Annotated in this window: 21 protein-coding genes and 1 pseudogene; 10 read left to right on the forward strand and 12 right to left on the reverse strand. The window is 71.3% G+C overall.

What is annotated here, in order from left to right; all coding sequences use genetic code 11:
* The first annotated feature begins 6 nt into the window (after nt 1–6).
* Entirely contained in the window at nt 7–2,913 is a 2,907-nt protein-coding gene (locus OHU34_RS41045) for a BTAD domain-containing putative transcriptional regulator (RefSeq protein WP_142268421.1), read from the forward strand.
* A gap of 507 nt (nt 2,914–3,420) precedes the next feature.
* On the opposite strand, the gene OHU34_RS41050 is transcribed toward OHU34_RS41045, so the two are convergent.
* Nucleotides 3,421–3,552 (reverse strand): hypothetical protein, encoded by a 132-nt coding sequence (locus OHU34_RS41050; RefSeq protein ID WP_268827203.1) that lies wholly within the window; start codon nt 3,550–3,552, stop codon nt 3,421–3,423.
* A 302-nt stretch (nt 3,553–3,854) separates the two neighbouring features.
* On the opposite strand from OHU34_RS41050, the gene OHU34_RS41055 reads away from it, so the two are divergent.
* Nucleotides 3,855–4,181: a zinc-binding dehydrogenase gene (locus tag OHU34_RS41055; RefSeq protein WP_405771428.1), complete on the forward strand. Its 327-nt coding sequence runs from the start codon at nt 3,855–3,857 to the stop codon at nt 4,179–4,181.
* Nucleotides 4,182–4,245: 64 nt separating this feature from the next.
* On the forward strand, nt 4,246–4,464 hold the full coding sequence (locus OHU34_RS41060; protein ID WP_405771431.1) for a hypothetical protein: 219 nt from the start codon (nt 4,246–4,248) through the stop codon (nt 4,462–4,464).
* Here OHU34_RS41060 and OHU34_RS41065 read toward each other — a convergent pair.
* Nucleotides 4,433–4,771 carry a hypothetical protein gene (locus OHU34_RS41065; protein WP_405771434.1) on the reverse strand — a complete coding sequence of 113 codons (339 nt, stop codon included), beginning with the start codon at nt 4,769–4,771 and terminating at the stop codon, nt 4,433–4,435. The two genes, OHU34_RS41060 and OHU34_RS41065, sit on opposite strands and share 32 nt — an antisense overlap.
* A gap of 377 nt (nt 4,772–5,148) precedes the next feature.
* Entirely contained in the window at nt 5,149–6,288 is a 1,140-nt protein-coding gene (locus OHU34_RS41070) for an acyl-CoA dehydrogenase family protein (RefSeq protein WP_230196074.1), read from the reverse strand.
* Between the two features lie 130 nt (nt 6,289–6,418).
* On the opposite strand from OHU34_RS41070, the gene OHU34_RS41075 reads away from it, so the two are divergent.
* Nucleotides 6,419–7,045 carry a TetR/AcrR family transcriptional regulator gene (locus OHU34_RS41075; protein WP_020127353.1) on the forward strand — a complete coding sequence of 209 codons (627 nt, stop codon included), beginning with the start codon at nt 6,419–6,421 and terminating at the stop codon, nt 7,043–7,045.
* 11 nt (nt 7,046–7,056) lie between these two features.
* On the opposite strand, the gene OHU34_RS41080 is transcribed toward OHU34_RS41075, so the two are convergent.
* Complete coding sequence (locus OHU34_RS41080) at nt 7,057–8,742, reverse strand: aldehyde dehydrogenase family protein (RefSeq protein ID WP_405771436.1); 1,686 nt, start codon at nt 8,740–8,742, stop codon at nt 7,057–7,059.
* A 151-nt stretch (nt 8,743–8,893) separates the two neighbouring features.
* Between OHU34_RS41080 and OHU34_RS41085 the strand changes: the two are divergent.
* Nucleotides 8,894–9,193: pseudogene (locus tag OHU34_RS41085) on the forward strand (helix-turn-helix domain-containing protein); the annotation flags it as partial.
* Between the two features lie 192 nt (nt 9,194–9,385).
* Here the strand turns inward: OHU34_RS41085 and OHU34_RS41090 are convergent.
* Nucleotides 9,386–10,279, reverse strand: coding sequence for an oxygenase MpaB family protein (locus tag OHU34_RS41090; protein WP_405771439.1), 894 nt, complete (start codon nt 10,277–10,279; stop codon nt 9,386–9,388).
* A 44-nt stretch (nt 10,280–10,323) separates the two neighbouring features.
* A complete protein-coding gene (locus OHU34_RS41095; protein ID WP_405771441.1) occupies nt 10,324–10,914 on the reverse strand; it encodes a DUF6230 family protein in 591 nt (196 codons plus the stop codon).
* A gap of 276 nt (nt 10,915–11,190) precedes the next feature.
* Here OHU34_RS41095 and OHU34_RS41100 point away from each other — a divergent pair, with 276 nt between their 5' ends.
* A complete protein-coding gene (locus OHU34_RS41100) occupies nt 11,191–12,048 on the forward strand; it encodes an oxygenase MpaB family protein (protein ID WP_405772535.1) in 858 nt (285 codons plus the stop codon).
* 1 nt (nt 12,049) lies between these two features.
* A complete protein-coding gene (locus tag OHU34_RS41105) occupies nt 12,050–12,943 on the forward strand; it encodes an oxygenase MpaB family protein (RefSeq protein WP_405771444.1) in 894 nt (297 codons plus the stop codon).
* A 53-nt stretch (nt 12,944–12,996) separates the two neighbouring features.
* Here OHU34_RS41105 and OHU34_RS41110 read toward each other — a convergent pair whose 3' ends face one another.
* Together OHU34_RS41110 and OHU34_RS41115 are read right to left on the reverse strand one after the other, a co-directional pair.
* Entirely contained in the window at nt 12,997–13,506 is a 510-nt protein-coding gene (locus tag OHU34_RS41110) for an SRPBCC family protein (protein WP_142268417.1), read from the reverse strand.
* A gap of 181 nt (nt 13,507–13,687) precedes the next feature.
* Nucleotides 13,688–14,008 (reverse strand): hypothetical protein, encoded by a 321-nt coding sequence (locus OHU34_RS41115; protein WP_142269847.1) that lies wholly within the window; start codon nt 14,006–14,008, stop codon nt 13,688–13,690.
* A 310-nt stretch (nt 14,009–14,318) separates the two neighbouring features.
* Here OHU34_RS41115 and OHU34_RS41120 point away from each other — a divergent pair, with 310 nt between their 5' ends.
* A complete protein-coding gene (locus OHU34_RS41120; protein WP_142268416.1) occupies nt 14,319–15,179 on the forward strand; it encodes an alpha/beta fold hydrolase in 861 nt (286 codons plus the stop codon).
* Between the two features lie 107 nt (nt 15,180–15,286).
* Nucleotides 15,287–16,057, forward strand: coding sequence for a class I SAM-dependent methyltransferase (locus OHU34_RS41125; RefSeq protein ID WP_405771448.1), 771 nt, complete (start codon nt 15,287–15,289; stop codon nt 16,055–16,057).
* 119 nt (nt 16,058–16,176) lie between these two features.
* Here the strand turns inward: OHU34_RS41125 and OHU34_RS41130 are convergent, their stop codons facing one another.
* The 3 genes from OHU34_RS41130 to OHU34_RS41140 all read right to left on the reverse strand — a co-directional run bounded on the left by OHU34_RS41130 (nt 16,177) and on the right by OHU34_RS41140 (nt 19,479).
* Nucleotides 16,177–18,471, reverse strand: a complete 2,295-nt coding sequence (locus tag OHU34_RS41130) for an ABC transporter permease (RefSeq protein WP_405771451.1) — start codon at nt 18,469–18,471, stop codon at nt 16,177–16,179.
* Between the two features lie 3 nt (nt 18,472–18,474).
* Nucleotides 18,475–19,224 (reverse strand): ABC transporter ATP-binding protein, encoded by a 750-nt coding sequence (locus OHU34_RS41135; protein ID WP_142268413.1) that lies wholly within the window; start codon nt 19,222–19,224, stop codon nt 18,475–18,477.
* Between the two features lie 93 nt (nt 19,225–19,317).
* The gene (locus OHU34_RS41140; protein ID WP_142268412.1) at nt 19,318–19,479 is read right to left on the reverse strand and encodes an Arc family DNA-binding protein; all 162 of its coding nucleotides are present in this window, start codon (nt 19,477–19,479) and stop codon (nt 19,318–19,320) included.
* Nucleotides 19,480–19,508: 29 nt separating this feature from the next.
* Between OHU34_RS41140 and OHU34_RS41145 the strand changes: the two genes are divergently transcribed.
* The gene (locus OHU34_RS41145; protein WP_405771455.1) at nt 19,509–20,711 is read left to right on the forward strand and encodes an RNA-guided endonuclease InsQ/TnpB family protein; all 1,203 of its coding nucleotides are present in this window, start codon (nt 19,509–19,511) and stop codon (nt 20,709–20,711) included.
* 49 nt (nt 20,712–20,760) lie between these two features.
* Here OHU34_RS41145 and OHU34_RS41150 read toward each other — a convergent pair whose 3' ends face one another.
* Nucleotides 20,761–21,276 (reverse strand): PadR family transcriptional regulator, encoded by a 516-nt coding sequence (locus tag OHU34_RS41150; RefSeq protein ID WP_054237748.1) that lies wholly within the window; start codon nt 21,274–21,276, stop codon nt 20,761–20,763.
* Between the last annotated feature and the right edge of the window lie 106 nt (nt 21,277–21,382).

Consider the following 21,382-nt stretch of genomic DNA (forward strand, 5'->3'; position numbering starts at 1 on the left):
GTCGGGATGGAACGGCGGTGGCGGTTCTCGGTGCTGGGCCCGGTCAGGGCATGGCGCGACGAGGCAGAAGTCGAACTCGGCCCGCCTCAGCAACGCCTCGTACTGGTCGCGTTGTTGCTGGCGGAAGGTGCACAGGTGCCGGCTACCAGGCTGGCCGACGCCGTATGGGGAGCCGAGCCACCGGCGTCGGCGCCCGGCGTTCTGCGCACCTACGTCCACCGCCTCCGAAAGGCGTTGCACCCGACCGCCGACGCCGCCAGCTCCATCATCCGCTCCGCCGGAGACGGCTACCGCCTGCGTGCACCCGTCGCGTCGGACCTGCGCGACTTCCGGGACCTGTGCGCCCGGGCCGAGAAGGCACGCGGTCAGGGAGACGGCGCGGGCGCGGTGAAACACCTGCGAGAGGCTTCGAACCTCTGGCACGGCACCGCGCTGGCCGGCCTCCGGGGCGAGTACGCGCAACATCAGCGCCGTCGCCTGACCGAACTACGTCTGACCGCCCAGGCGACCCGCCTCACCGCCGAACTCGGCCTCGGCGCCACGGCGGAGGCCACCGCGGAACTGACCGAGCTGGTGGACGGCCACCCGCTGGACGAGCGGTTCCGCGCCCTGCTGATGCTGGCCTACTGCCGCTCGGGACGGCAGGCGGCGGCCCTCGACACCTACCGTGAGGCCCAGCGCCTACTCGCGGACGAACTCGGCGTGGACCCCGGCCCGGCCCTGCAGGACCTGTACCAGCGCCTCCTGCGAGCCGACTCCGCCCTCCTCACGCCACGATCTCCCGTCCACCCAAGCCCCGCTACCGCTCCGGCAGAACCCCCGGCCGAGGCCCGGCCCGCGCCCACCCCCACTCCGGCACCACGCGTCTCCTCCCCACCCGTACCGTCCCAACTCCCGCCCGCACTAACCGTGTTTGTGGGACGGGCTGAGGAACTCCGCGAGGCGGAGGCGCAGTCGGCGAACGGCACCGTGGTGGTCAGCGCGATAGCCGGCATGGCGGGCGTCGGCAAGACCGCTTTCGCCGTGCACTGGGCACGCCGGATCGCCACCCGATTCCCCGACGGGCAGCTCTATCTGAACCTCCGCGGCTTCGACCCGGTCGGCCTTCCCGTCGCACCCGAGCACGCGCTGCGCACCCTGCTGGCGTCCCTGGGAGCCGACCTGCGCGGCCTGCCCCAGGACCTCGACGCACTGGCCGCCGCCTACCGCACTCTCCTGTCCGGACGGCAGGTGCTCGTGCTGCTGGACAACGCCCGCGACGCCGCACAGGTCCGGCCGCTGCTGCCCGGAGCACCCGGCTGCCTGGCCATCGTCACAAGCCGCGACCGGCTCCCCGGCCTCGTCGCCGTCGACGGCGCCCACCCCCTCAACCTCGATGTACTCACCCTCGCCGAAGCCCACGCCCTGCTCGCCCGACGCCTAGGAGCAGTCCGCGTGGAAGCCGAACCGGACGCCGTCGACGAGATCGTCACCCACTGCGCACGCCTGCCGCTTGCCCTCGCCGTCATTGCAGCCCGCGCCGCGACCCGCCCCGCCCTCACCCTGACCGCCCTCGCGGCCGAACTCCGTGAGAGCGCTGCGGACCTGGACGCCTTTCAGGGCCACGGCGACAGCGCCGCCGACGTACGCGCCGTCTTCTCCTGGTCCTACCGTGCCCTCACCCCCGACGCCGCACGGCTGTTCCGCCTCCTCGCCGTCCACCCCGGCCCCGACACCACCGCGGTCGCCGCCGCCAGCCTCGCCGGCCACGCCCTCCCTCACACCCGGCGTCTGCTCACCGAACTCCTCCAGACCCATCTCCTCGACGAAACGGCGCCCGGCCGCTACGCCTCCCACGACCTGCTCCGCACCTACGCCGGCGAACTCGCCCGCACCCTCGAAACCCCCGAACGCACCCGGGCCGCCCGCCACCGCGTCCTCGACCACTACCTCCACACCGCCCACCGGGCAGCCGCGCTCACCAACCGGGCCCGCGCACTCATCCCCCTCGAACCGACAGCGCGGGGAGTACGGCCCGAGGAGTTCGGTGAGGACGCGGGGAAGGCGACGGCCTGGTGCACCGCCGAACAGGCGGTACTGATCGCGGCCGTCGAGCAGGCCACCGCCCACCGCTTCGACACCCACGCCTGGCAACTCGCCTGGGCCTTCGCCAACCATCTGCACCTGCGCGGTCTCTGGCAGGAAGAAGAGGCCATGCAGAGTTCTGCCCTGACCTCCGCGCGCCGCCTGGGCGACGGGATCGCCGAGGCGTACGCCCACCGCGGTCTCGGCCTGGCCCTGGCGGGCCGGGGACTCTTCGGCCGGGCCGCGGCCGAGGCCCGGCGGGCGATCGACCTCTCCACCGCGGCCGGCGACATCAGAGCCGCGGCCGAGAGCCACCGGACGCTGGCCTGGTCGCTCGAGCAGAACGGGGACCTGGAGAGCTCGCTCGCCGCCGCGGAACAGTCCCTCGCGCTCTTCCGCGCCAGTGAAGGCCGGGGCGCGGACGACCGCCGCAGCCGGACGGCGATCGCTTCCGCACTCAACGCCGTCGGCTGGGGCCATGTCCTGCTCGGCCGCTATCGACAGGCACTCGACCACTGCCGACAGGCTCTCGCCCTCTGCCTCGAGCTCGGCGACGACATCAACGCGGCACACACCTGGGACAGCGTCGGCTATGCCCACCACCATCTAGGCCAGCACGACGAAGCCGTCACCGCCTTCCACAAGGCCCTCGCCCTCTACCGGCGGCAGGGCGACCTTCCCTGGTTCGTCGCCAGCGCCCTCACCCACCTCGGTGACACCCACCTGAGCGCCGGAGCTCCGGCCGCGGCCCACGCCGCCTGGACCGAGGCCCTGACCATCATGGACGACCTGGGCCACCCCGACGCCGCATCCCTGCGCACCAGACTGAACCCGGAGCGGAGGCGATAGACATCGGACGCAGACTGTGCCGTGGCCCGGCAGTCGCATGCCGACGGCCAGGCCACGGCCAGTGGCCCTCCCGGCCGTGCACGGCCGGAGAGAGAGGATGCCCCGTGGTTGCTGCCCTCCGTGACGGGGTAGCCCGGCAGGCAACTCACCCCTGCACGCGGTCATCCAACAACCAACTACGTACGACAGGGCGAGCGGGTTCTGTCGGGCCGTTGACCGGGAGCTGGCGACGTGCCGGGTGGGGCCGGCTGGAGAAGGTGTGGAGCAACTCCGAGCAGGAGATGCACCTCTTCGAAGAACGAAGTGTCCTCGATCTGTGGGGCGCTGGCAGCGGGGGAAGGGCGGCGCGGCCTGCGGACGCGGTGAGAAGCCGCTGGGCGTCACCATGCCCGCGTCGAGCGGCTCGGCGACGAGAATCCAGGCGTCGTCCTTCAGTCTCTACCGGAGCGAAGCGCGACCAGAGCGAGCCGGAACAACGCGCCCGGATGGCCAGCTCGTACAGGTCGCTCAGTGGGCCGAGGTCGCCGTCGGGACGATCCCAGACGTCGGGGGCCCGGCGAGCTTGTCCATGAGTGTCAGCAGCTCGGCCGGCAGCGCCGGTGCCGGGCGGATGCCGCTGCCCTCAGTGAAGCGGCGCACAACCGTCACCTGCCCTTCTCCGCGCGTTGTGTCTTCGTGCGGTGCTCATCCCGGATGAGTGCCCGGCTCGCTGCGCAACTCGCTGACGGCTGCGTACCGGTCCCGATGGATCCGGTCCGGCGCCATGCCCAGAGCCGCGGAGATCTGTGCGTCATCGATGCCCCGGCTCTGCTGCTGCACGATCGTGCGGCGCCTGCTGCGGGTGTCGCCCAGGGAGCGACAGTCATTGGCACCGCCTCCGCCGCCAACCACGAGTATCTGCGTTCCCTCGGCGCCACCCCCTTGCTTACGGCGACGGCCTGGTGAGCCGGGTTCGTGAAATCGCGCCGCAAGGCGTCGACGCGGTCTACGACATCGCCGGTCAGGGAGCTCTGCCCGACTCCATCGAGCTGCGCGGCGCCGAGCGCATCATCACGATCGCCGACCCGACCGGTACCAGTCTGGCCATCCCGCTGTCGACGGCCATGGCCACCGATGGCGATCGAATCCTCGCCGAGGCAGCCCGGACGGCGATCGACGGCAAGCTGAGGATCGTGATCGCGGCCGACCTTCCGCTGGCAGACGCTGCCAAGGCCATGGCTCAGAGCGAGACCGGGCACGCACAGGGGAAAATCGTCCTGCACCCGTAACGGGTTGCGCAGCCGGCGCAGTCCGGGTTGGCCGGCGCCCCGTGCTGCGGAACGCCGCCTCTACATGACCGCCACCCCCCCCCGCATCTTCGCCGCGCCGGAACTGGCCGAGTCCGCCGACACCACCCGCCCCTCCGGGCCGGCGGGGTGCGGGGAGTGCCCTGCCGTGGCCCTGGCGGGACAGACACAGGCCTGGGCCGGGCAGGCACCCCCGCTGTGCGCCGAGGACGTCGCCGCCGCACGGCGGATGCTCACCCACGGCCGCTACACCCAGCTGCGGTGACGGCCAGGATCCGTCGTGAGTCCGACCCACCGGGCAGGACGAAGCACTCCGGGAAGCGCCCGGACAGCCACGCGAACGGCTCTGCCCAGAAGTCGCCCATCTCGTCCCCGACCACCTGGTCGATCGACCGTGGCGCGAACCAGCCGTCCGGGGTGAACCACCCGTACCGCTCCAGCAGGCTGGTGTCGTACGCCAGCAAGGAGCGCAGGCTCGGTGGCAACGGGCGCCCCGACGGGAACACGGCCCTCGCGAGTACCTCCTCAGGCATCGGTCTGGCCTCGCCGCCCTCCACCCAGGGCACGTTCACGTGCGGCAGCAGATGTGGCAGCGCGCTTGCTCCAGGATCGCGGAGCACGGCCTCGACGACCTCTCGGTCAACGGCACTCCGTGCAGGGGACTTACCTCTCGTTCGTGTGACCAAGGGGTGCGAGCAAGGGGGTGAAGGGGCCGGCCCGGCCTGTGAACCGCTGCTTCGCGGTCGGTATCGCCCGCCCGCACAACCTTAGGCGTCGACGGACGCGGGACTTGCCGCCCAGAGGCAGCCAACCATCGCCTGCAAGTCGCAAGTCGCAAGTCGCTCATCCGATACTTCGGCCCGGCCCGGGACGCATCGGTGAGGACGCGCCCCGGCCGGGGAAGGGCAGAGGCGGCCGGCGGGCTCTGGGCGTCCGGGGCCGGGCGGACTCAGAGACCGTAGCTCTTGCCGATGATGTCGCGCTGGATCTCGCTGGTGCCCCCGTAGACGGTGGAGACGACGGCGGCGCGCAGATGGCGTTCCATGCCGTACTCGGTGGCATAGCCGTAGCCGCCCATCATCTGCATGCACTCCAGCGCGACGCGCTTGGCCGTCTCGGTGGCCTTGAGCTTGGCCATCGACGCCTCGCGCGGGAAGAGCCGGTCCGGCCGGGCGTCGCAGTCAGACGCCACCTCACGCACCAGCAGCCGGGCACACTCGATCTCCGTGGCGAGGTCCGCCACGCGGTGCCGCAGCGCCTGGAAGGAGCCGACGGGCCGGCCGAACTGCTCGCGCTCGCGCACGTAGGCGACCGCGTCGTCGAAGGCGCGGCGGGCCAGGCCCAGCATGTTGGCCGCCAGGAAGAGCCGCTCGTGGTTCAGCCCCGCCATCAACTGGCGCCAGCCGGAACCGACTTCACCGACGACCGCGTCCGCGGGCAGCCGTACGCCGGTGAGGAACACGTCGTTGACCTCGCGGCCGCCCATGGTCTCGATGCCCCGGACCTCCACTCCCGGCGTGTTCATGGGGACATGGAACATCGTGAGCCCCTCGTGCCGGTCCCCACCCGTCCGTGCCACCAGCAGCATGCTCTCGGCGACATGGGCGTTCGAGATCCAGGTCTTCTGACCCTCGACGAGCCAGCTCCCGTCGGGCCGCCGCTCGGCGCGGCAGCGCAGGGCGGCCACATCGGAACCGGCGCCGGGCTCCGACATCGCGACGGACAGCACACGGCCCCGCGCGGCGCCGCCGAGCACCGTACGGCGCTGCTCCTCGGTGCCGAAACGCTCGTAGACCTTGGCGGTGATCACGGTGGTGACGAAGCCGCCGGCGGGCACCAGCCCGTAGGAGGTCTCCTCCAGGAAGACACAGGCGTCGGCGAGGCCGCCGCCTTCGCCGCCGTACTCCTCGGGCAGGCATACGCCGAGCCAGCCGAGGTCGGCGAGCATGGCGTAGATCTTGGGGTTGTGGGGTTCCCTGCCGCCCTGGGTGAGCGCGTCGCGCTGCACGGGACTTCCGCACTCGCGCTGGGCGAATTCACGTACGGCGGCGGCGAAGTCGGACTGCTGCGGGGTGAGGCGACTGCCCATGGGTCCTCCGAACACAAGGGGAAGGGTGTGGTGGGACAAATGGCGTGGTGGGGCACAGGGTGAGATACAAATATATGGCAGGTGTTTCAGTGTCTCCATGGAGGGGAGTGCGGGTACCGTGAAAGGCACCATGAAGACATCTGCGAACGACTCCCTGCTGGCCCGGGCCATCGCCCGGCCGGAAACAGAGGAAAAGCTGGCGCGGCAGATCCTCGACGCCGCCCTGGAGCAGTTCACGACCTTCGGCCTGCGCCGCTCCTCGGTCGAGGACGTCGCCAAACGGGCCGGCGTCTCGCGCGTCACGGTGTACCGCCGCTTCCAGAGCAAGGACGGACTGGTCGAGGCGTGCCTGCTGCGCGAGGGCAGCCGCTTCTTCCAGAAGCTGGACTCCGCCGTCGCCTCGCTGCCGACGATGGAGGACCGGGTGGTGGAGGGCTTCGTGGTCGCCCTGCGGCACACCAGGGCCCATCCGCTCTTCGGCGGACTGCTGAAGCTCGAACCCGAAGTGGTTCTCCCTTACTTCACCGTCCAGGGCGGCGCCTCCCTCGCCGCCACCACCGACTATCTGACCGCCCATCTGCGACGCGCCCAGCACACCGAGGGCCGCCCGGAGACCGATCCCCGGCCGGTGGCGGAGCTGATGGTGCGCGTCGCGGTCTCCTTCCTCCTCAACCCGGCCGGCTGCATCGAACTGGACGACGAGGAACAGGCCCGCGCCTTCGCCCGCAGATACCTCGCGCCGCTGCTCGACGCCTGACGTGCGCGCGGTCAGCGCCGGGAGTGCAGCCACCGCATGAGCGCGACGGCCCTGGCCTTCGTCGCGGCCGGGGTCGTGAACGACGTCAGATCGACCGGCGGAGCGAAGCGCCGGACGGTCACCGACTGCGGGGCGGTGAAGGCCCGCAGTCCGTCCGCGCCGTGGATCCGGCCGAAACCGGAGTCTCCGGACCCGCCGAACGGCAGGGCCGGGACGGCGGCGAAGCCCAGCACCGAGTCGACGGAGACCGCGCCCGCGCGCAGCCGGGAGGCCAGCGCGGCACCGGCGCGACCGCTGCCGCCGAACACCGCGGCGCCCAGCGCGTAGCGGGAGGCGTTCGCGCGCCGAACCGCCTCCTCCTCGTCCGCCACGGCGTTCACCGCGACCGTCGGCCCGAAGGTCTCCTCGGTCATGGCAGGCGAGTCCTCCGGCACATCGACCAGGACCACCGGCTCCACGAAGGCACCGGCCGCAGGCGCCGAATCCGCGCCGCCGAGCGCCGCGCCCGCCCCCGCCGCCAGCGCATCGCGCACATGCCGCCGCACCACCGCCGTCTGGTCCGGCATCGTCATCGGACCGTAGGCCGCGTCCGGACCGGCACCCGGCCGCAGACCCCGGGCCCGCTCCACCACCTTCTCGCACAGCTCCGCGTGCACCTGCCGTACGGCGTAGACGCGTTCGACGCCCGCGCAGGTCTGCCCGGCGTTGCCCATCGCACCCCACACGATCGCGTCGGCCGCGGCATCCAGATCAGCACCCGCCGTCACGATGACCGCGTCCTTGCCGCCGCACTCCGCGAGGAACGGCGTGAGCGACTCGGCGCACACCGCCATCACCTTGCGCGCGGTCGTCGGGGAGCCGGTGAAGGCGACTTTGTCGACTCCGGAGCGGGCCAGCGCCCCGCCGGTCGCCGCGGCCCCGGTGACGACGCTGAACAGCCCGGCGTACTCGGGCACGGCCACGTCGAACAGCTCGGCGAGCAGCACTCCCGTGCCGGGCGTGTACTCGGAGGGCTTGAAGACCACGGCGTTGCCGGCCGCCAGGGCGTAGCCGATGGACCCCATCGGCGTGTACACGGGGTAGTTCCAGGGGCCGATCACCCCGACGACGCCGAGCGGTCGACGCGCCACGGTCGCCGCCTGATGCATCGCCACGGCCCCGGAGCGCACCCGGCGCCGGCGCAGCACGCGCCCGGCGTTGCGGGCCGCCCAGGACAGGTGCTCCAAGGTGAGCAGCAGTTCCAGTTCGGCGTCCTGCCGGGGTTTGCCGGTCTCCGCCGCGACGGTCCCCGCCACGGTGTCCAGGGCCGACGCCAACTCCCGCTTCCAGCGCAGCAGATGTCCGCGCCGCTCGCCTGCGGACAGGGCAGCCCAACGGGCCCCGGCCGCCCGCGCCCGCCGCACGGCACGGTCGACGTCCAGCGGCCCGTGCACCGGGTACGCGGCAAGGATCTCGCCGGTGACGGGGGAGCGGGAGGTGAAGCTGTCCGGCGGGGGAGTGCACCGCTCGACCGAACCTGCCCGCGCGCCGTCCGCGGTGGTGGAACCGGGTTCTGTGGGTCCGGAGGCATCGTTGGCGGCGGGTTCGGTGTGCCCGGCGGGACCGGTGGTGGCGGGATCCGGCTGTCCGGCGGTGTCGGTGAAGCCCGGTTCGGTGTGCCCGGCGGGCCGGTCGGCGCTCTCAGCTGTGTGTGTCATCGGAAAACCTCCGGAGATACCCCTGCCTTCAGGCAGGGGAGGATTCGGGCCCCTGCGGAAGAGGGCAGGGGGCTGGAATTCGCCGTCGAGAGGATCCGGCGCTGTGACCTGTGGTTTTGGTTCCTGCGTTTCGCGCGGCCAATTTGTGAGCGTGCCCACAGGTCCCGCGAAGCGGGCGTTCAAGTACCGCTTCTATCCGACGGATGCGCAGGCGGCTGACCTGGCGCGCACGTTCGGGTGTGTGCGGAAGGTCTACAACCTGGCACTCGCCGCTCGCTCCGAGGCGTGGGCGCGGCAGGAACGCGTCGGCTACCACCGGACCTCGGCCTGGCTGACCGCGTGGTTCGGGCGGGAAGTGATCGCGGTAGACCGGTTCTTTCCCTCCTCCAAACTGTGCTCCGCATGTGGCGCCCTCGCAGAGGAGCTGCCGCTCAAGGTCCGTGTCCGGATCTGCGACGGCTGCGGGGTGACCCACGACCGGGATGTGAACGCGGCGAAGAACCTTCTGACCGCTGGGCTGGCGGTATCTGTCTGTGGAGCCGGTGCAAGACCTCACGGAGACCTCCGGGCGGGCAGTCGGCTGTGCAGCAGAAATCCCTATGGCGCGAGCCGTAGGAACCCCCCCTCGTTCACGAGGAGGAGGTCAACGGTGCTCCATCGGTGGGTTCTCGTCGGCGAGCGGGGCAGGCGGCCTGTGGTGGGCCCAGTGCGGGCCGAGGTCGTCGAGCGTCCAGCCGAAGGGGTAGCTGCGGGGTTTCGGGCGGCTCGGCCACCAGCCGGGCCGGGCGGGCAGAAGACGAGTCAGCAGGGCACGGGCCCGCAGGAGGAGGTGGGCCGCCGTGCGCAACGGGGGCGGTTGCGGGCGGAAGCCGAGCGCGGTCAGCAGCGGTTCGTCCAGGACGGCCAGGGCGAGGCGGGCCACGAGCGGTCGCAGCGGCCGGGGGTACCAGTCGGTGATGATCCGCAGGGTGGCCGCGGCGACGCGCCGGTTGGCGGGGTCGTACGCGAACATCTCTTTCTCGTAGGTGTCGTGGAGCTGTTCGAAGCCGGCGTAGTCGGCGGGGAGCCCGGTGATCCCCATCATCTCGCCCATGCGCCGGCCCACCAGGGCCAGACTCTCGGTCTCCTGCGGGCACAGCGGTCGCCAGCCGTACCGGTCGATCCACCGCTTCGGACCGACCACGGTGGTCGCCAGGACGTAGAGGTAGTCCTCGTTCGCTATCCGGTAGCGGCCGTGGATGCGGTTGAGGTGTCGGGCGGTGGCCCGCCCGTGCGGCGAGTCCATCCCGTGGCGGACCATCTCGTACGCGACCAGTACCGTGTCGTCGTACCGTTTCTGTCCCGCGCGTTCGAACTCCTGTGTGCGGTCCAGGAGTTGGGATATGCGGGGTACGCCGTGGTCGCGCAGGAAGGCGACGGACACGCCCTGCATGTAGTCCCAGGGGAACTCGTACCGGGTGATCCACCGGAAGATCTCCTCGTGGTCGCGTCGGGGATCCATCCGGCGGATCCGTTCGAGCCGGCTGTAGCGGCCCATGGGTGATGCCTCCTATCGGGCTATCGGGCTATCGGGCTATCGGGCTATCGGGTGTGGCTGTGCGCGCTCAGGTCGGAGAAGTGGACGGTCTCGGCGTCGACCAGTACCTGGCCGGCCTCCACGGCGGTGACCGACAGCTCGGGCAGCTGCACGGCGATCGGCAGGTTGGCCGGTACGACGTCGGCGCCGATGCAGATGCGCGGGGTGGCGACGTCGATGACGGGGATGGTGAGGGAGCCGGAGAGCTGGGTGACGTAGATGTCGACCTGGGGGATGTCGAGGTCCACGTCGATCGTCTGCACCTGGCCGGGCGTCTCCGGGCGGAAGGTGTAGTCGTCCGCGACGAGCCGGTCCGCGTGTACCCACAGCGCCTTGAGCCGCCCGCCGCCCGCCGTCCCGAGATGCGAGACGCACACGTCGGAGACGGTGCCGTCCTTGACGGCCGCGAGCAGGACCGGCTTGGCGTCGTCGGCCGAGCCGCCGATGGAGGAGGGGAAGGGCGACACCCCCTGCGCGGTGACCTCCGAGGCGGACACCTTGAACGCCGTGCCGGACACGGCGAACGAGGCGGCGATCGCCCCTTCCGCGAGCGCGATGCCCAGTGCGCCCACTGCCAGGGTGCAGGGAACGAACATCAGGGCGCTGCGCCGCCAGTGCGTCCGGCCCTCGTCCGCGTTCCGGTATGTGCATATCTGTCCCTCATGGTGTTTTCCTTACCTTTAGGGGCGCATGCCGGGATCTCGCGTCGGCGTGGCGTCGAGAGTCGAAGATACAAAAACTATTGACTTGTTTCACGGGGCGCGTCAATACTCCGGACGCGACGGAGAAACGGAGGCGTCATGACCGGCGTACCGCACACGTCAGACCGATCAACTCAACTGAACCCAGAGGTAGTTGCGATACCCGCGCAGATCCGGGCGCCGCGCAGGGGAGGGGTCGTCTGGCGCTGCTTCGGCGACGCCCGCGCCACGTTGATGGCACCCCAGCTGCTGCTTCTCCAGGTCTCGCACCCCGTGGTCGGGGCAGGTGTCGCCGACCACAGCAACTTCCGCGCCGAGCCCTGGCCCCGCCTGATCCGCACCCTGCTCTCGCTCACCACGGTCGTCTACGGCGGTCAGGAGGCGGCCACCGCCGAGGCGCGCCGCCTCCTCCACGTACACACCGCGATGAAGGGCACCGACGCGCAGGGCCGCCGCTACCACGCCCTCAACCCCGAGGCGTACCACTGGGTGCACGCGACCCTGGTCAAGGGCCCCGTGGACGCGCTTCGCCTGTTCGGCAAGGGCATGTCGGACGGCGAACTGGACGAGTACTACCGCGGGATGCGGGACGTGGGCCGCGTATGGGGCCTGAAGGAGCATCACCTTCCGCCGGACTGGCCCGCGTTCATCGACTACTACGACGAGATGGTCACCCACCGGCTGGAGTTCAACCAGTCGGTCCAGGACGTCCTCGACGAACTCGCCCGCCCCGCCAAGCCGTTCCGCCGACTGCCCGGTCCGCTCTGGTCGCCCTTCGCCCGGCTCGCCGCCCACTACGCCCTGCTGGTCACCGTGGGTACCCTGCCCCCCGTCCTGCGCGAGCGGCTGCACCTGACCTGGAGCCCCCGGCAGGAACGCGCCCTGCGCCGCTTCGCCCGCGTCGTGCGGCTCCTGATGGCCCTCGTGCTGCCGCCGTTGAGGATCGCCGTCTCCCTCGCCATCGCCTACTGGGCCACCCACCGGCCGGGCACCGACCCCGCCACCCGGCGGCCCCTGGGAGCGTGCTGACGTGAACGCCCGCCCGGAACACCCCACGACCGCCGCCGCCCGACCCCGACGAGGCGACCCCGGCGCCCGCCTCGGCCCGGAGCCGTTCGGCCCGGGAACGATCCTCTGGGACATCGCCGGTGACGTACGTCTGCTGCTGTCCCTGCCGGCCGCCGTCGTGCTCCAGGTCGCCCACCCGGCGGTCGGAGCAGGCGTCGACGAGCACTCCGTGTTCCGCACCGACCCCTGGGGCCGGGCGCGCCGCTCCCTCGAATCCCTCCAGCTGTGGATCTACGGGGGTGAGCGGGCGATCGAGGAGGGTCGCAGGCTGCGCTCGGTGCACAAGAGCATCGGCGGAACCGACACCCGCGGCCGCCCGTACCACGCGCTCACCCCCGCCCACTACGCCTGGGTGCACGCCACCGCCTACCCGGCCTTCCTGTCGTCCGCCCGGTACCTGTCCCGTCCGCTCGACGAGGGCGAGGAACGCCGGCTGTACGACGAACTGCTCCGGCTCGGCGACATCCTCGGCATCGGACGGCGGGACATGCCGGCCACGGCCGAGGAGTACTGGCCGTACTTCGAGCGGATGGTCCGGGACGAGCTGGAGAACACGGTGGTCGTACGTGAACTGCTCGACCCGCGGCGGCCGGTTCCCCCGCCCGACGGCTCGGGCGCCCTGGTGCGCAGACTCTGGCCCCTGTTCCACCCGCCCCTGGCCCGGCTCCACGTGTTCGTCACGACCGGTCTGCTGCCGCCCGTCGTCCGTGACCGTCTGGGGGTGACGTGGACGGCGCGGGACGAGCGCAGGATGCGCCGTCTGGGCTTCGTCGTCCGTACGGTCGTCCCGCTGCTGCCGGAACGCCTGCACTACCTGCCCGTGGCCCGCGCGGCCCGGCGCGCCGCCCGCGCCTGATCCCGGCGCCCCCTTCGCGCCGTCCTGGGACGGCCCGGGCCGGGTCGGCGGGATCAGGAAGGGGACTGCGCTTCGAGCTCCCGCTTCAGGTTGCGCAGCGTCCTGGCGATGTTGTCCGTCTGGAAGTCGGCGAACGTCCGGCCGCCGGTGGCGACCCGGTCGAAGGCATTGGCGACGACGGACGGCCAGGCCCGCCGGTCGTCCGTCCAGGTCTCCGTGACGCGGGTGGCGCCGCCTTCGGGCTCGAAGCGGTACTCCCAGGTGGCGATCGGGCCTCGCAGCCGCGGCCGGTTCAGCCCGATCGCGTGCACCCGGAACGCGAAGCGGCGTCCGGAGTCCGCCGCCGTCACCGTGCACCGCGTGACCCAGCGGAACGCCCCCCGCTTGTTCCGGCCCTCGAACGTGGTCCCCAGCGAGGCCGACGACTCCGGTGCCGGCACGGTGGCCCCGAGGTTCTCCGGACTCCACCGCCCCATCTGCGCGGGCCGGCTGACCGCCTCGTAGGCGGCCTCCGGCGGGACCTGTATCACGATGCTGTCGGACACGGTGAACCTGCGGGCCACGACGACTCCAATCTCCGGGAACGCGCAGCTTACTCGCCAGTAGCAAGAGGGTGGAACGCACCGGTGCCGCTGCCGGGCGGCACCCCTCGCCGCACGCATGAGCCCTTCATCGAGCAGGACCCTTCGCAGCGGAACGGACGGTGCGGCGATCCACGCCGGACGGGGGCGTCGTACGGGGGAGTCACGCGCGGTCGGGAGCCTCCAGGAAGCGGAGCAGCACGGCGGCCTCCGCGCGGAGCAGCGTGGCTCGGTCGGCGTGCGCGGGAGCCGTCAACTGCGCTGCGGCCGCGAGACGTTCGTCGGCTTCGGCGCGCACCACGGCCAGCACACCCTGCTCGCTCAGTTCACACCGCGCCGCCTCGGTGGCGCCGGCTCCGACCGGCGACTGCTCCAGGGCCGAGCCACGGAGCTCGGCTTCGCCGAGGGGCACCGCCTCGGCGTTGTCCAGCGCGGCGAGTGTCGTGCGCAGGGCGCTCACCGCGGCCTTGTCGCGGGCGCGCATCGCTTCCGGCAGTGCTTGACGCATACGAAGACGTAGAGACATGTCGGTGACCTTATGGCGGGGTCCCTGGAGCCACAACGCGATATGGGCGAGGGCACCGTCCACGGCTGCTGCCATCGCCTGCGCCTTCGGCAGATCGCGTCCGGGTGCCAGTACCCCCCTGCCGAGTGGGGTGATCCGCACCGGCCTGGGCCCGCCCGGCAGGTCGAACACGGCACCGCCGACGGCTTTCTCCAAAGCCGCGATCTGCTGGCTCACCGTCGACTGCGCGCACCCGACGCAATGGACTGCTTGCTCTAGCGTGGCGTTCATGACCGATCACCCCTCGCACGGCGAGCGGCTCGTCGAGATCGACGATGTCGACCTGTGCTTCGAGACCTTCGGAAACCCCGCGGACCCGGCGATCCTGCTCATCGACGGTGCGACCGCCTCGATGCTGTGGTGGGAGACCGAGCTGTGCGAACGGATCGCGCGTGGCGACCGGTTCGTGATCCGCTACGACAACCGGGACACCGGCAGATCCACCAGCTACCCGCCGGGGCGGCCGGGCTATACGTTCACCGACCTGGCCGGAGACGCGCTCGGCATCCTGGACGCCCTGCGCATCGAGCGCGCACATGTCGTCTGCCGGTCCATGTCCGGCGGACTCGGGCTCATCGTCGGGGTGGACCACCCCGACCGGGTGGAGTCACTGACGTTCGTCTCCACCTCCACGGGCGAGGACGGGCTACCGCCCCCGTCGGACGAACTCGCCGACGGCATCCCCGCCGACCCGGACCCCGCCGATTCCGTCGCGGTGGTGGACTTCGTCGTCGCCTCGGCCAAGGCGTGCTCGGGCGGCTCGCCCTATTTCGACGAGACGGCCGTGCGCGCGCTGGTCGAGCGGGACGTGGCCCGCACACACGACATCGCGTCCACCCTCGTCAACCACTACGCGATGAGCTTCGACGGGTCGTCCCGCGATTTCGCCGCCCTCAAGGCACCGACCCTGGTGGTGCACGGCGACCACGACCCGGTTTTCCCGCTTCCACACGGACACGCGCTGCGCGACGCGATTCCCGGCGCGACGCTGCTGATCCTGGAAGGCGCCGGGCACGACCTGCCGAAGCCGCTGTGGGACGTGTTCGTCCCGACTCTGCTCCGGCACACGGGAGGCGGCCGACCACGGTAGCGTCGAACCGCTGCGCCCGCGCCGGAAACGGTGTCGCCGGACCAGGTGCGAGGCGTACCGCGCGACGGCCCGGCCGACATCAGTATCGAGAGGATCCGGTGACGGTGATGTCCGACCTGTTCGACTACGACGCGGAATTGCGCCTGCACAACGAAGTCTTCCGCGCCGCCGCCCGCGTCGGCTCTCACGACCGTGTGCTCGACATCGGCTGCGGCACCGGCCAGTCCACGCGCGAGGCCGCCCGCGCCGCCGTCGACGGAAGCGCGCTGGGCGTCGATCTCTCCGCGCCCATGCTCGAACGGGCCCGCCGACTCAGTGACGACCAGGGACTGGCCAACGTCACCTTCCAGGAGGCGGACGCGCAGGTCCACCCCTTTCCACCGGAGCGCTTCGACCTCTGTATCAGCAGGTTCGGAACGATGTTCTTCGCCGACCCGGTCACCGCGTTCACCAACATCGGGCGGGCTCTGCGCCCCGCGGCGCGCCTGGTGCTGCTGGTCTGGCAGGAGCGCGACCGCAACGAGTGGGCCACCGCGATCCGCCGGAGCCTCACCCACGCATCACCCGCGCCCCGTGGACCCAACCCCTTCTCACTCGCCGACCCGACCGTCACGGAAGGCATCCTGACGGCGGCCGGCTTCGCGGAAGTCGACTTCACCGACGTGCGCGAGCCCGTCTACTACGGCCCCGACAACGCCACCGCCTTCGATGCCGTGCTCCGCCTGTGGGAAGTCAAAGACCTGCTGGCCGACCTCGACGACGCGGCGACCGAGCAAGCACGCGCCCGGCTACGCACCACCCTCGACGCCCACAACACCGACGGTGGCGTGTACTTCGACTCGCGTGCCTGGATCGTCACGGCTCGCCGCCGTCACTGACACCTGCCCGGACGGTCGCACGGGCGCGGAAGACCCTACGGCCAACGCCGGCCCGGTCCGAGCATGATCCGCCGGACAGGCTTTGGTCCCCGCCCGCGTTCCCCGGTGTCCTCCGCGGGCTACGCCACCGCGCTCATCGTGTCCGCGAGGCGGCGCCGGGAGGCGCGGGTCGCCGGCAGCGCGGCGAGTGCCACGGCGCCCAGCAACGCCGTCGCACCGAACGCGGTCAGTGCGACGGGGGACGGAGCCTGTGCGATTCCGGCTCCGATGCCGCTCGACCGGCCCTGGGCGTCGATCAACCAGGAGGCGAGGGGCAGACCCACCGCCATGGCCACGGCGACCGCGGCCCCTACGGTGCACCCCGTGGCCGTGACGGTGATCGCGGTGATCTGCCGCGGGGACAGGCCGATCGCCTTGAAGGCGAGCAGATCCCGTTCGCTCTCGCGCAGCGCACCGCCGATGCTGGTCAGCAGATCGACGAGCCCGATGAGCGCCAGGACACCGAGCAGACCGACGACGACACTGCGCAGGGGCGACAGACCGTCGGCCGGGTTCGTCACGGTGTGCACGTCCAACTGCCCACGCCCGGCCGCGGTGCTCAGCTCGGCGGCGACACGGTGCGGATCCGCGCCGTCCCGCAGCCGGACCTGGTACAGCGTCGGCCGGAGTTCGGCGTCGTTCTCCCGGAGGGTGTCGAGCGACGTGGAGATGACCCGGCCGGCGTTCTCCGGCTCGATGCTGCGGCCCACGATGTGCAGGATCTGGGGCCGGCCGCTCACCGTCATGCGCACCCAGTCGCCGACCCGGACGTCCAGCAGGTCCAGCAGCCCCTGCCCGGCCACCGCCTCGTCGGAACCGTGCGCGGGGCGGCCCTCGGCCAGCGTGTAGGGGTACGGATCCGTGCGGGTGCCGAGACCGCGCAGGGCGATCGTCGCCGTCTGGCCCGGCACCAGGGCCGCCACCTCGACGCCCGGATAGGCGGCGGCGACCTCGGGACGCCGGGCCAGCAGCTCCCGGGTCGCGGCGTCGCTCAGGCCGTCGTCGGCGCGGACGGTGAGCGCGGCCGCCAGTCCCATCTCCTGCGGTGTGCGGTGGAAGCGGTCGATGGTCGTCCACGCGCTCATCGCCACCACGATCAGCGTCAGCGGCAGCGCGAGGCGGACGATCGTGGCCAGTGAACGCGGGCGACGCGTGAACGCCTTGTGCCAGCCGAGGACCAGCGCGGGCGGCAGCCGCAGGCCGAGCGCGCGACGCGCCACACCCGACAGCCGCCCCCCGGCCGGGCCTGCGGTCCGCGGCACCGGAACCGGCGGCACCCGCCCCGCCCGCCAGGCCGCGAGTCCGGTGGTCGCGCCGATGAAGAGCACCACTCCCACCGGCACCACGACCAGGGTCGCCGCGTGCCCCGGCAGCCCCTGCCACACCCCGACCGCGTCCCCCAGCCGCCCCGGCAGCCGGCTGCCCAGCGCCTGGGTGAGCCCCGCCGCGGCCACGGCGCCGAGCAGCGCGTAGGCGAGATGCTGGAGCAGGAACACCCGCATGACCTGGCCCGGTGTGAAACCGATCGCCTTGAGGATCGAGATGTCCCTCAGATGCCCTCGGATGCGGGTGCCGATGGCCCCGTGCACGGCGAGTCCGGCGGCGACGAGCGCGCCGAGACCGAACAGGCCGAGTATCTGGCCGAGCAGCCGGTCGTCGCCCTGCGCCTCGGCTCGCGCCTGCTGCCAGGTGGCGACCTCGCGCACGGCGCCGGCGCCGAGCACGGTGACGGCGCGCTGGACGGCGTAGTCGGTGTCCCCGGGATCCGTCAGACGCAGCCCGATCACCTGACCGCGGTCGGTGCCCGTGCGCGGCACGGTGGACGGCAGCGCCCAGGCCAGTCCCGGCTGCTCACCCTGGCGGTAGCGCGGTTCGGGGCTGTCGGCGACGCCGAGGACGGTCAGCGTCGCGGCACCGCCCGGCAGGGTGAGTACATCTCCTGGCTCGGCCAGCAGCGCCCGGGCGAGACTGCTCTCCAGCACCACACCGTCGGGCCTCCCCGGGTCGAGCCAACGGCCGGAGACGAGCAGGGGCCGTCCGACCGCGGGTCGCTCGGTGGTGCCACGCAGCTCGACCGAGGCGCGGGCGCCGCGGGAGGCGACCGTGGTGGAAGCGGTGGGGTAGGGGCCGGCGACGGACTCGACGCCGGCCAGCCCGGCGAGCCTGGCCGTGTCGGCCGAGGGACCGGTGTGGATCGACACGTGGGCGCCACGGGACTGGGTGAAGACACGTTCCCAGGGGTTCGTCGCGTACCCGAAGAGCGCCGCCGCCAGCAGCAGGGAGGTGACGACGCCGACGGTGGCGAGCACCAGGAACAGCGCTTCACCGCGATGCGTCCGCAGGTCCGAGTGCGCCCAGCGCAGCGTGGCTCGCATGGTTCAGTCCTTCAGTTCCAGCACCGCGGATATCCCCTTGCGGGGAGACGGCGTGCCGTCGAGCGTCGCGTCGTCGGCGATCCGCCCGTCGAAGAAGCTGATCACCCGGTCCGCGGTGCTCGCCATGCGCGCGTCATGGGTGACCAGGAGGATGGTCTGGCCGCGCTGGTGGAACCGGGACAGCAGCCGGGTCACCTCTCGGGTGCCCTTGCTGTCCAGGCTGCCCGCGGGCTCGTCCGCGAGCAGCAGGGGCGGATGGTTCACCAGGGCCCGGGCCAGCGCCACCCGCTGCTGTTCGCCGCCGGACAGCTCACCGGGCATGCTCCGCTCCTTGCCCCTCATACCGAGCTCGGCCAGCAGCTCGTCCCGCTCCGCGCGGGCCCGCTTGGGGGAGACCCCGGCCAGCAGCGCGGGCAGCTCGACGTTGTCGGCGACGGACAGGTTGGAGACCAGGTTGAAGAACTGGAACACGACGCCGATCCGGCGCCGGCGGGCCACGGCCCACTGGGCCTCGCTGTAGCCGTCCGTACACACGCCGTCCAGCCAGATGCTGCCGCTGTCCGGCCGCTGGAGGCCACCGAGCAGATGCAGCAGCGTCGACTTCCCGGCGCCGGACGGACCGGTGACGGCCACGAACTCGCCCTGCCGTACGCACAGGTCGACCCCCCGTACGGCATGGGCCGGTGCTCCCTCCCCGTGGTGGGTCTTCACGAGGCCCTCGGCCCGCAGCGCAGGAGTGGGGGTGTCGTTCACCGAAGTCCTCCGTGGATGCCCCAGGGGCTTTCAGACCGGGGAGTGATCGGACTCCTGCGGAGCAGGGAAGGGAAAGGGAAGGGCGAATCGCCGTCAGGGTGTTTCGGCGGGCGCTGCGGAGGCGCGGTAATCGCCCTCGACGCGGTGGATGATCTCGGAGTTGAGTGATCGCCGGTTGGCTTTGGCCTGTGCCGTGAGCCAGGCGTGGAGGTCGGCGGGCAGCCGGAGAGTGATCCGGGTTTCTTCACGATCCATGCCACGCAGCGTAGTGGTACGGTGACACCATGGCGACACCAGATGGTGCGGGAGGGACCGGGCACGCCCGGTACACCTACCGGCTTCGAGTGTCGGCCACCGCGCTTGCCAGCCTGGATGCCGAGTGGGCGCGCTGCCGCTGGGTGTGGAACGAGTGCGTGGCAATGTCCCGCAAGGTTCACAGCCTGAACAGGAATGGCGCCGAGAAGGTGACGTGCGGTCCGGCGTGGCTGGACAAGCTGCTGACTGACGCCCGTGGCGCGATGGAGTGGCTGCGCCAGGGCAGCTCGGTGCCGCAGCAGCAGATGATCCGGGACTTCGCGAGGTCCCGCGCTAAGGCACTCAAAGACCTCAAGGCCAAACTGCCGATGCGACAGCGCGCCGGGATGCCCCGCATCAAGCGCAAGCGCGAGGCGCTGCCCTCGATGAACTACACGCGGCGCGGCTTCCGCCTCAAGGACGGCCGCCTGCACTTGGCCGGCAACATCGCCCTGACCGTAGTGTGGTCCCGCGACCTGCCCGCCGACCCGACTTCGGTGCGCGTGCACCGGGACAGCCTGGGCCACTGGTATGCCTCGTTCGTCGTGGAGATCAGCACCGACCCGCTGCCCGCCACGGGACGCGCGATTGGCATCGACTGGGGTGTGAAGGAGACCGCTACCACCACCAGCGCCGCCCATGACCTGCCCCACCCGCAGCACGGCAAGACCGCCGCAGCGAAGCTGGCTCGCTATCAGAAGATGATGGCCCGCCGCCGAACGCCGAAGAATAGGCCTGACACACGTGGCTATCGAAAGGCCCGTAGCGCGGCGGCAAAGGTCTCCAAGAAGATGGCCCGACAGCGTCAGGACACCGGCCGCAAGTGGGCCAAGGCCGTGGTTCGTGACCACGACGCCCTGACAGTGGAGGACTTCCGCCCGAAATTCCTCGCCAGTTCCACTATGGCCCGCAAGGCGGCGGATGCCGCCATCGGCGCCACCAAGAACGCGCTGCTCGAGATGGCCCGCAAGCACGGACGTACGGTGCATCTGGTCGACCCCGTTCACACCACCATGGACTGCGCACGCTGCGGAGCGAGAACCAAGCACGCACTGCCCCTCTCCGAACGAACGTATACGTGTACCGCGTGCGGAGCCGTCTCCCCGAGGGACAAGAACTCCGCCCGTGTGATGATCGTCCGGGCTGGTCTCAACCCGGCTAGTGTTGATCTTGTAAGCCCCGCCACCTGCTAGGTGGAAGGCGAAGTGAGCTAGGAATCCCCCTCTGCCGGAGGGGGAGGGGTCAATCCGGCTCCTCCAGTTCTTCCTGGCAGCGCTCCAACCAGTCGAGGTCGGCCTGCAGGTGCAGCATGGCGCCCTCGATGAGCAGCCGGGCCGTCCGGTTGTCGCGGTTCTCGCCCGTGACGAGCTTCGACAGGGTACGCATGGTGTTCAGGTAGTGGCGTCGTTGCTTGTTGATCAGGGCGATCTGGTCGGCGAGACCGGTCTGCGGGGCGAGCGCGAGCTTCATGAAGAACTCGTCACGCAACCGCGGCTCGTCCGCCGTCTCCTCGTACCAGACGCGCAGCGCTTCCTGGCCGGCGTCCGTGAGGTGGTAGATCTTCTTGTTGGGCCGACTCGACTGCTCGACCTCCTCGCCCTCGATCAGCCCCGTCTTCTCGAGGCGGCTCAGAGTCACGTAGATCTGGCCGATGTTCGGCTGAGGGTACGCGGCGCCCAACAGTCGCTCAAGGTCCTGCTTGAGCTCGTAGCCGTGGGCCGGGCCGCGCGCCAGCAGGGCCAGGAGGGGCAGGCGCACTCGTGCTGTCCTCCTCGCAGCCTCGTATTGTGTTCCAGGCCCTAGTATCGCCCATACCTAACGGGTATACATAGCCTCTGACTCCGGGCGAGGGTGCCCGGCGCCG

The organism is Streptomyces sp. NBC_00080, from assembly GCF_045041255.1.
GTDB lineage: Bacteria > Actinomycetota > Actinomycetes > Streptomycetales > Streptomycetaceae > Streptomyces > Streptomyces coriariae.

Excerpts from the sequence above, each read along its gene's own strand:
- OHU34_RS41070 (WP_230196074.1), bottom strand. The coding sequence starts at position 6,288 with ATGGGCAGTCGCCTCACCCCGCAGCAGTCCGACTTCGCCGCCGCCGTA.
- OHU34_RS41140 (WP_142268412.1), bottom strand. The coding sequence starts at position 19,479 with ATGGATCGTGAAGAAACCCGGATCACTCTCCGGCTGCCCGCCGACCTC.
- OHU34_RS41080 (WP_405771436.1), bottom strand. The coding sequence starts at position 8,742 with ATGACACACACAGCTGAGAGCGCCGACCGGCCCGCCGGGCACACCGAA.
- OHU34_RS41145 (WP_405771455.1), top strand. The coding sequence starts at position 19,509 with ATGGCGACACCAGATGGTGCGGGAGGGACCGGGCACGCCCGGTACACC.
- OHU34_RS41060 (WP_405771431.1), top strand. The coding sequence starts at position 4,246 with ATGACCGCCACCCCCCCCCGCATCTTCGCCGCGCCGGAACTGGCCGAG.
- OHU34_RS41090 (WP_405771439.1), bottom strand. The coding sequence starts at position 10,279 with ATGGGCCGCTACAGCCGGCTCGAACGGATCCGCCGGATGGATCCCCGA.
- OHU34_RS41045 (WP_142268421.1), top strand. The coding sequence starts at position 7 with ATGGAACGGCGGTGGCGGTTCTCGGTGCTGGGCCCGGTCAGGGCATGG.
- OHU34_RS41125 (WP_405771448.1), top strand. The coding sequence starts at position 15,287 with ATGTCCGACCTGTTCGACTACGACGCGGAATTGCGCCTGCACAACGAA.
- OHU34_RS41075 (WP_020127353.1), top strand. The coding sequence starts at position 6,419 with ATGAAGACATCTGCGAACGACTCCCTGCTGGCCCGGGCCATCGCCCGG.
- OHU34_RS41120 (WP_142268416.1), top strand. The coding sequence starts at position 14,319 with ATGACCGATCACCCCTCGCACGGCGAGCGGCTCGTCGAGATCGACGAT.
- OHU34_RS41095 (WP_405771441.1), bottom strand. The coding sequence starts at position 10,914 with ATGTTCGTTCCCTGCACCCTGGCAGTGGGCGCACTGGGCATCGCGCTC.
- OHU34_RS41115 (WP_142269847.1), bottom strand. The coding sequence starts at position 14,008 with ATGCGCGCCCGCGACAAGGCCGCGGTGAGCGCCCTGCGCACGACACTC.
- OHU34_RS41130 (WP_405771451.1), bottom strand. The coding sequence starts at position 18,471 with ATGCGAGCCACGCTGCGCTGGGCGCACTCGGACCTGCGGACGCATCGC.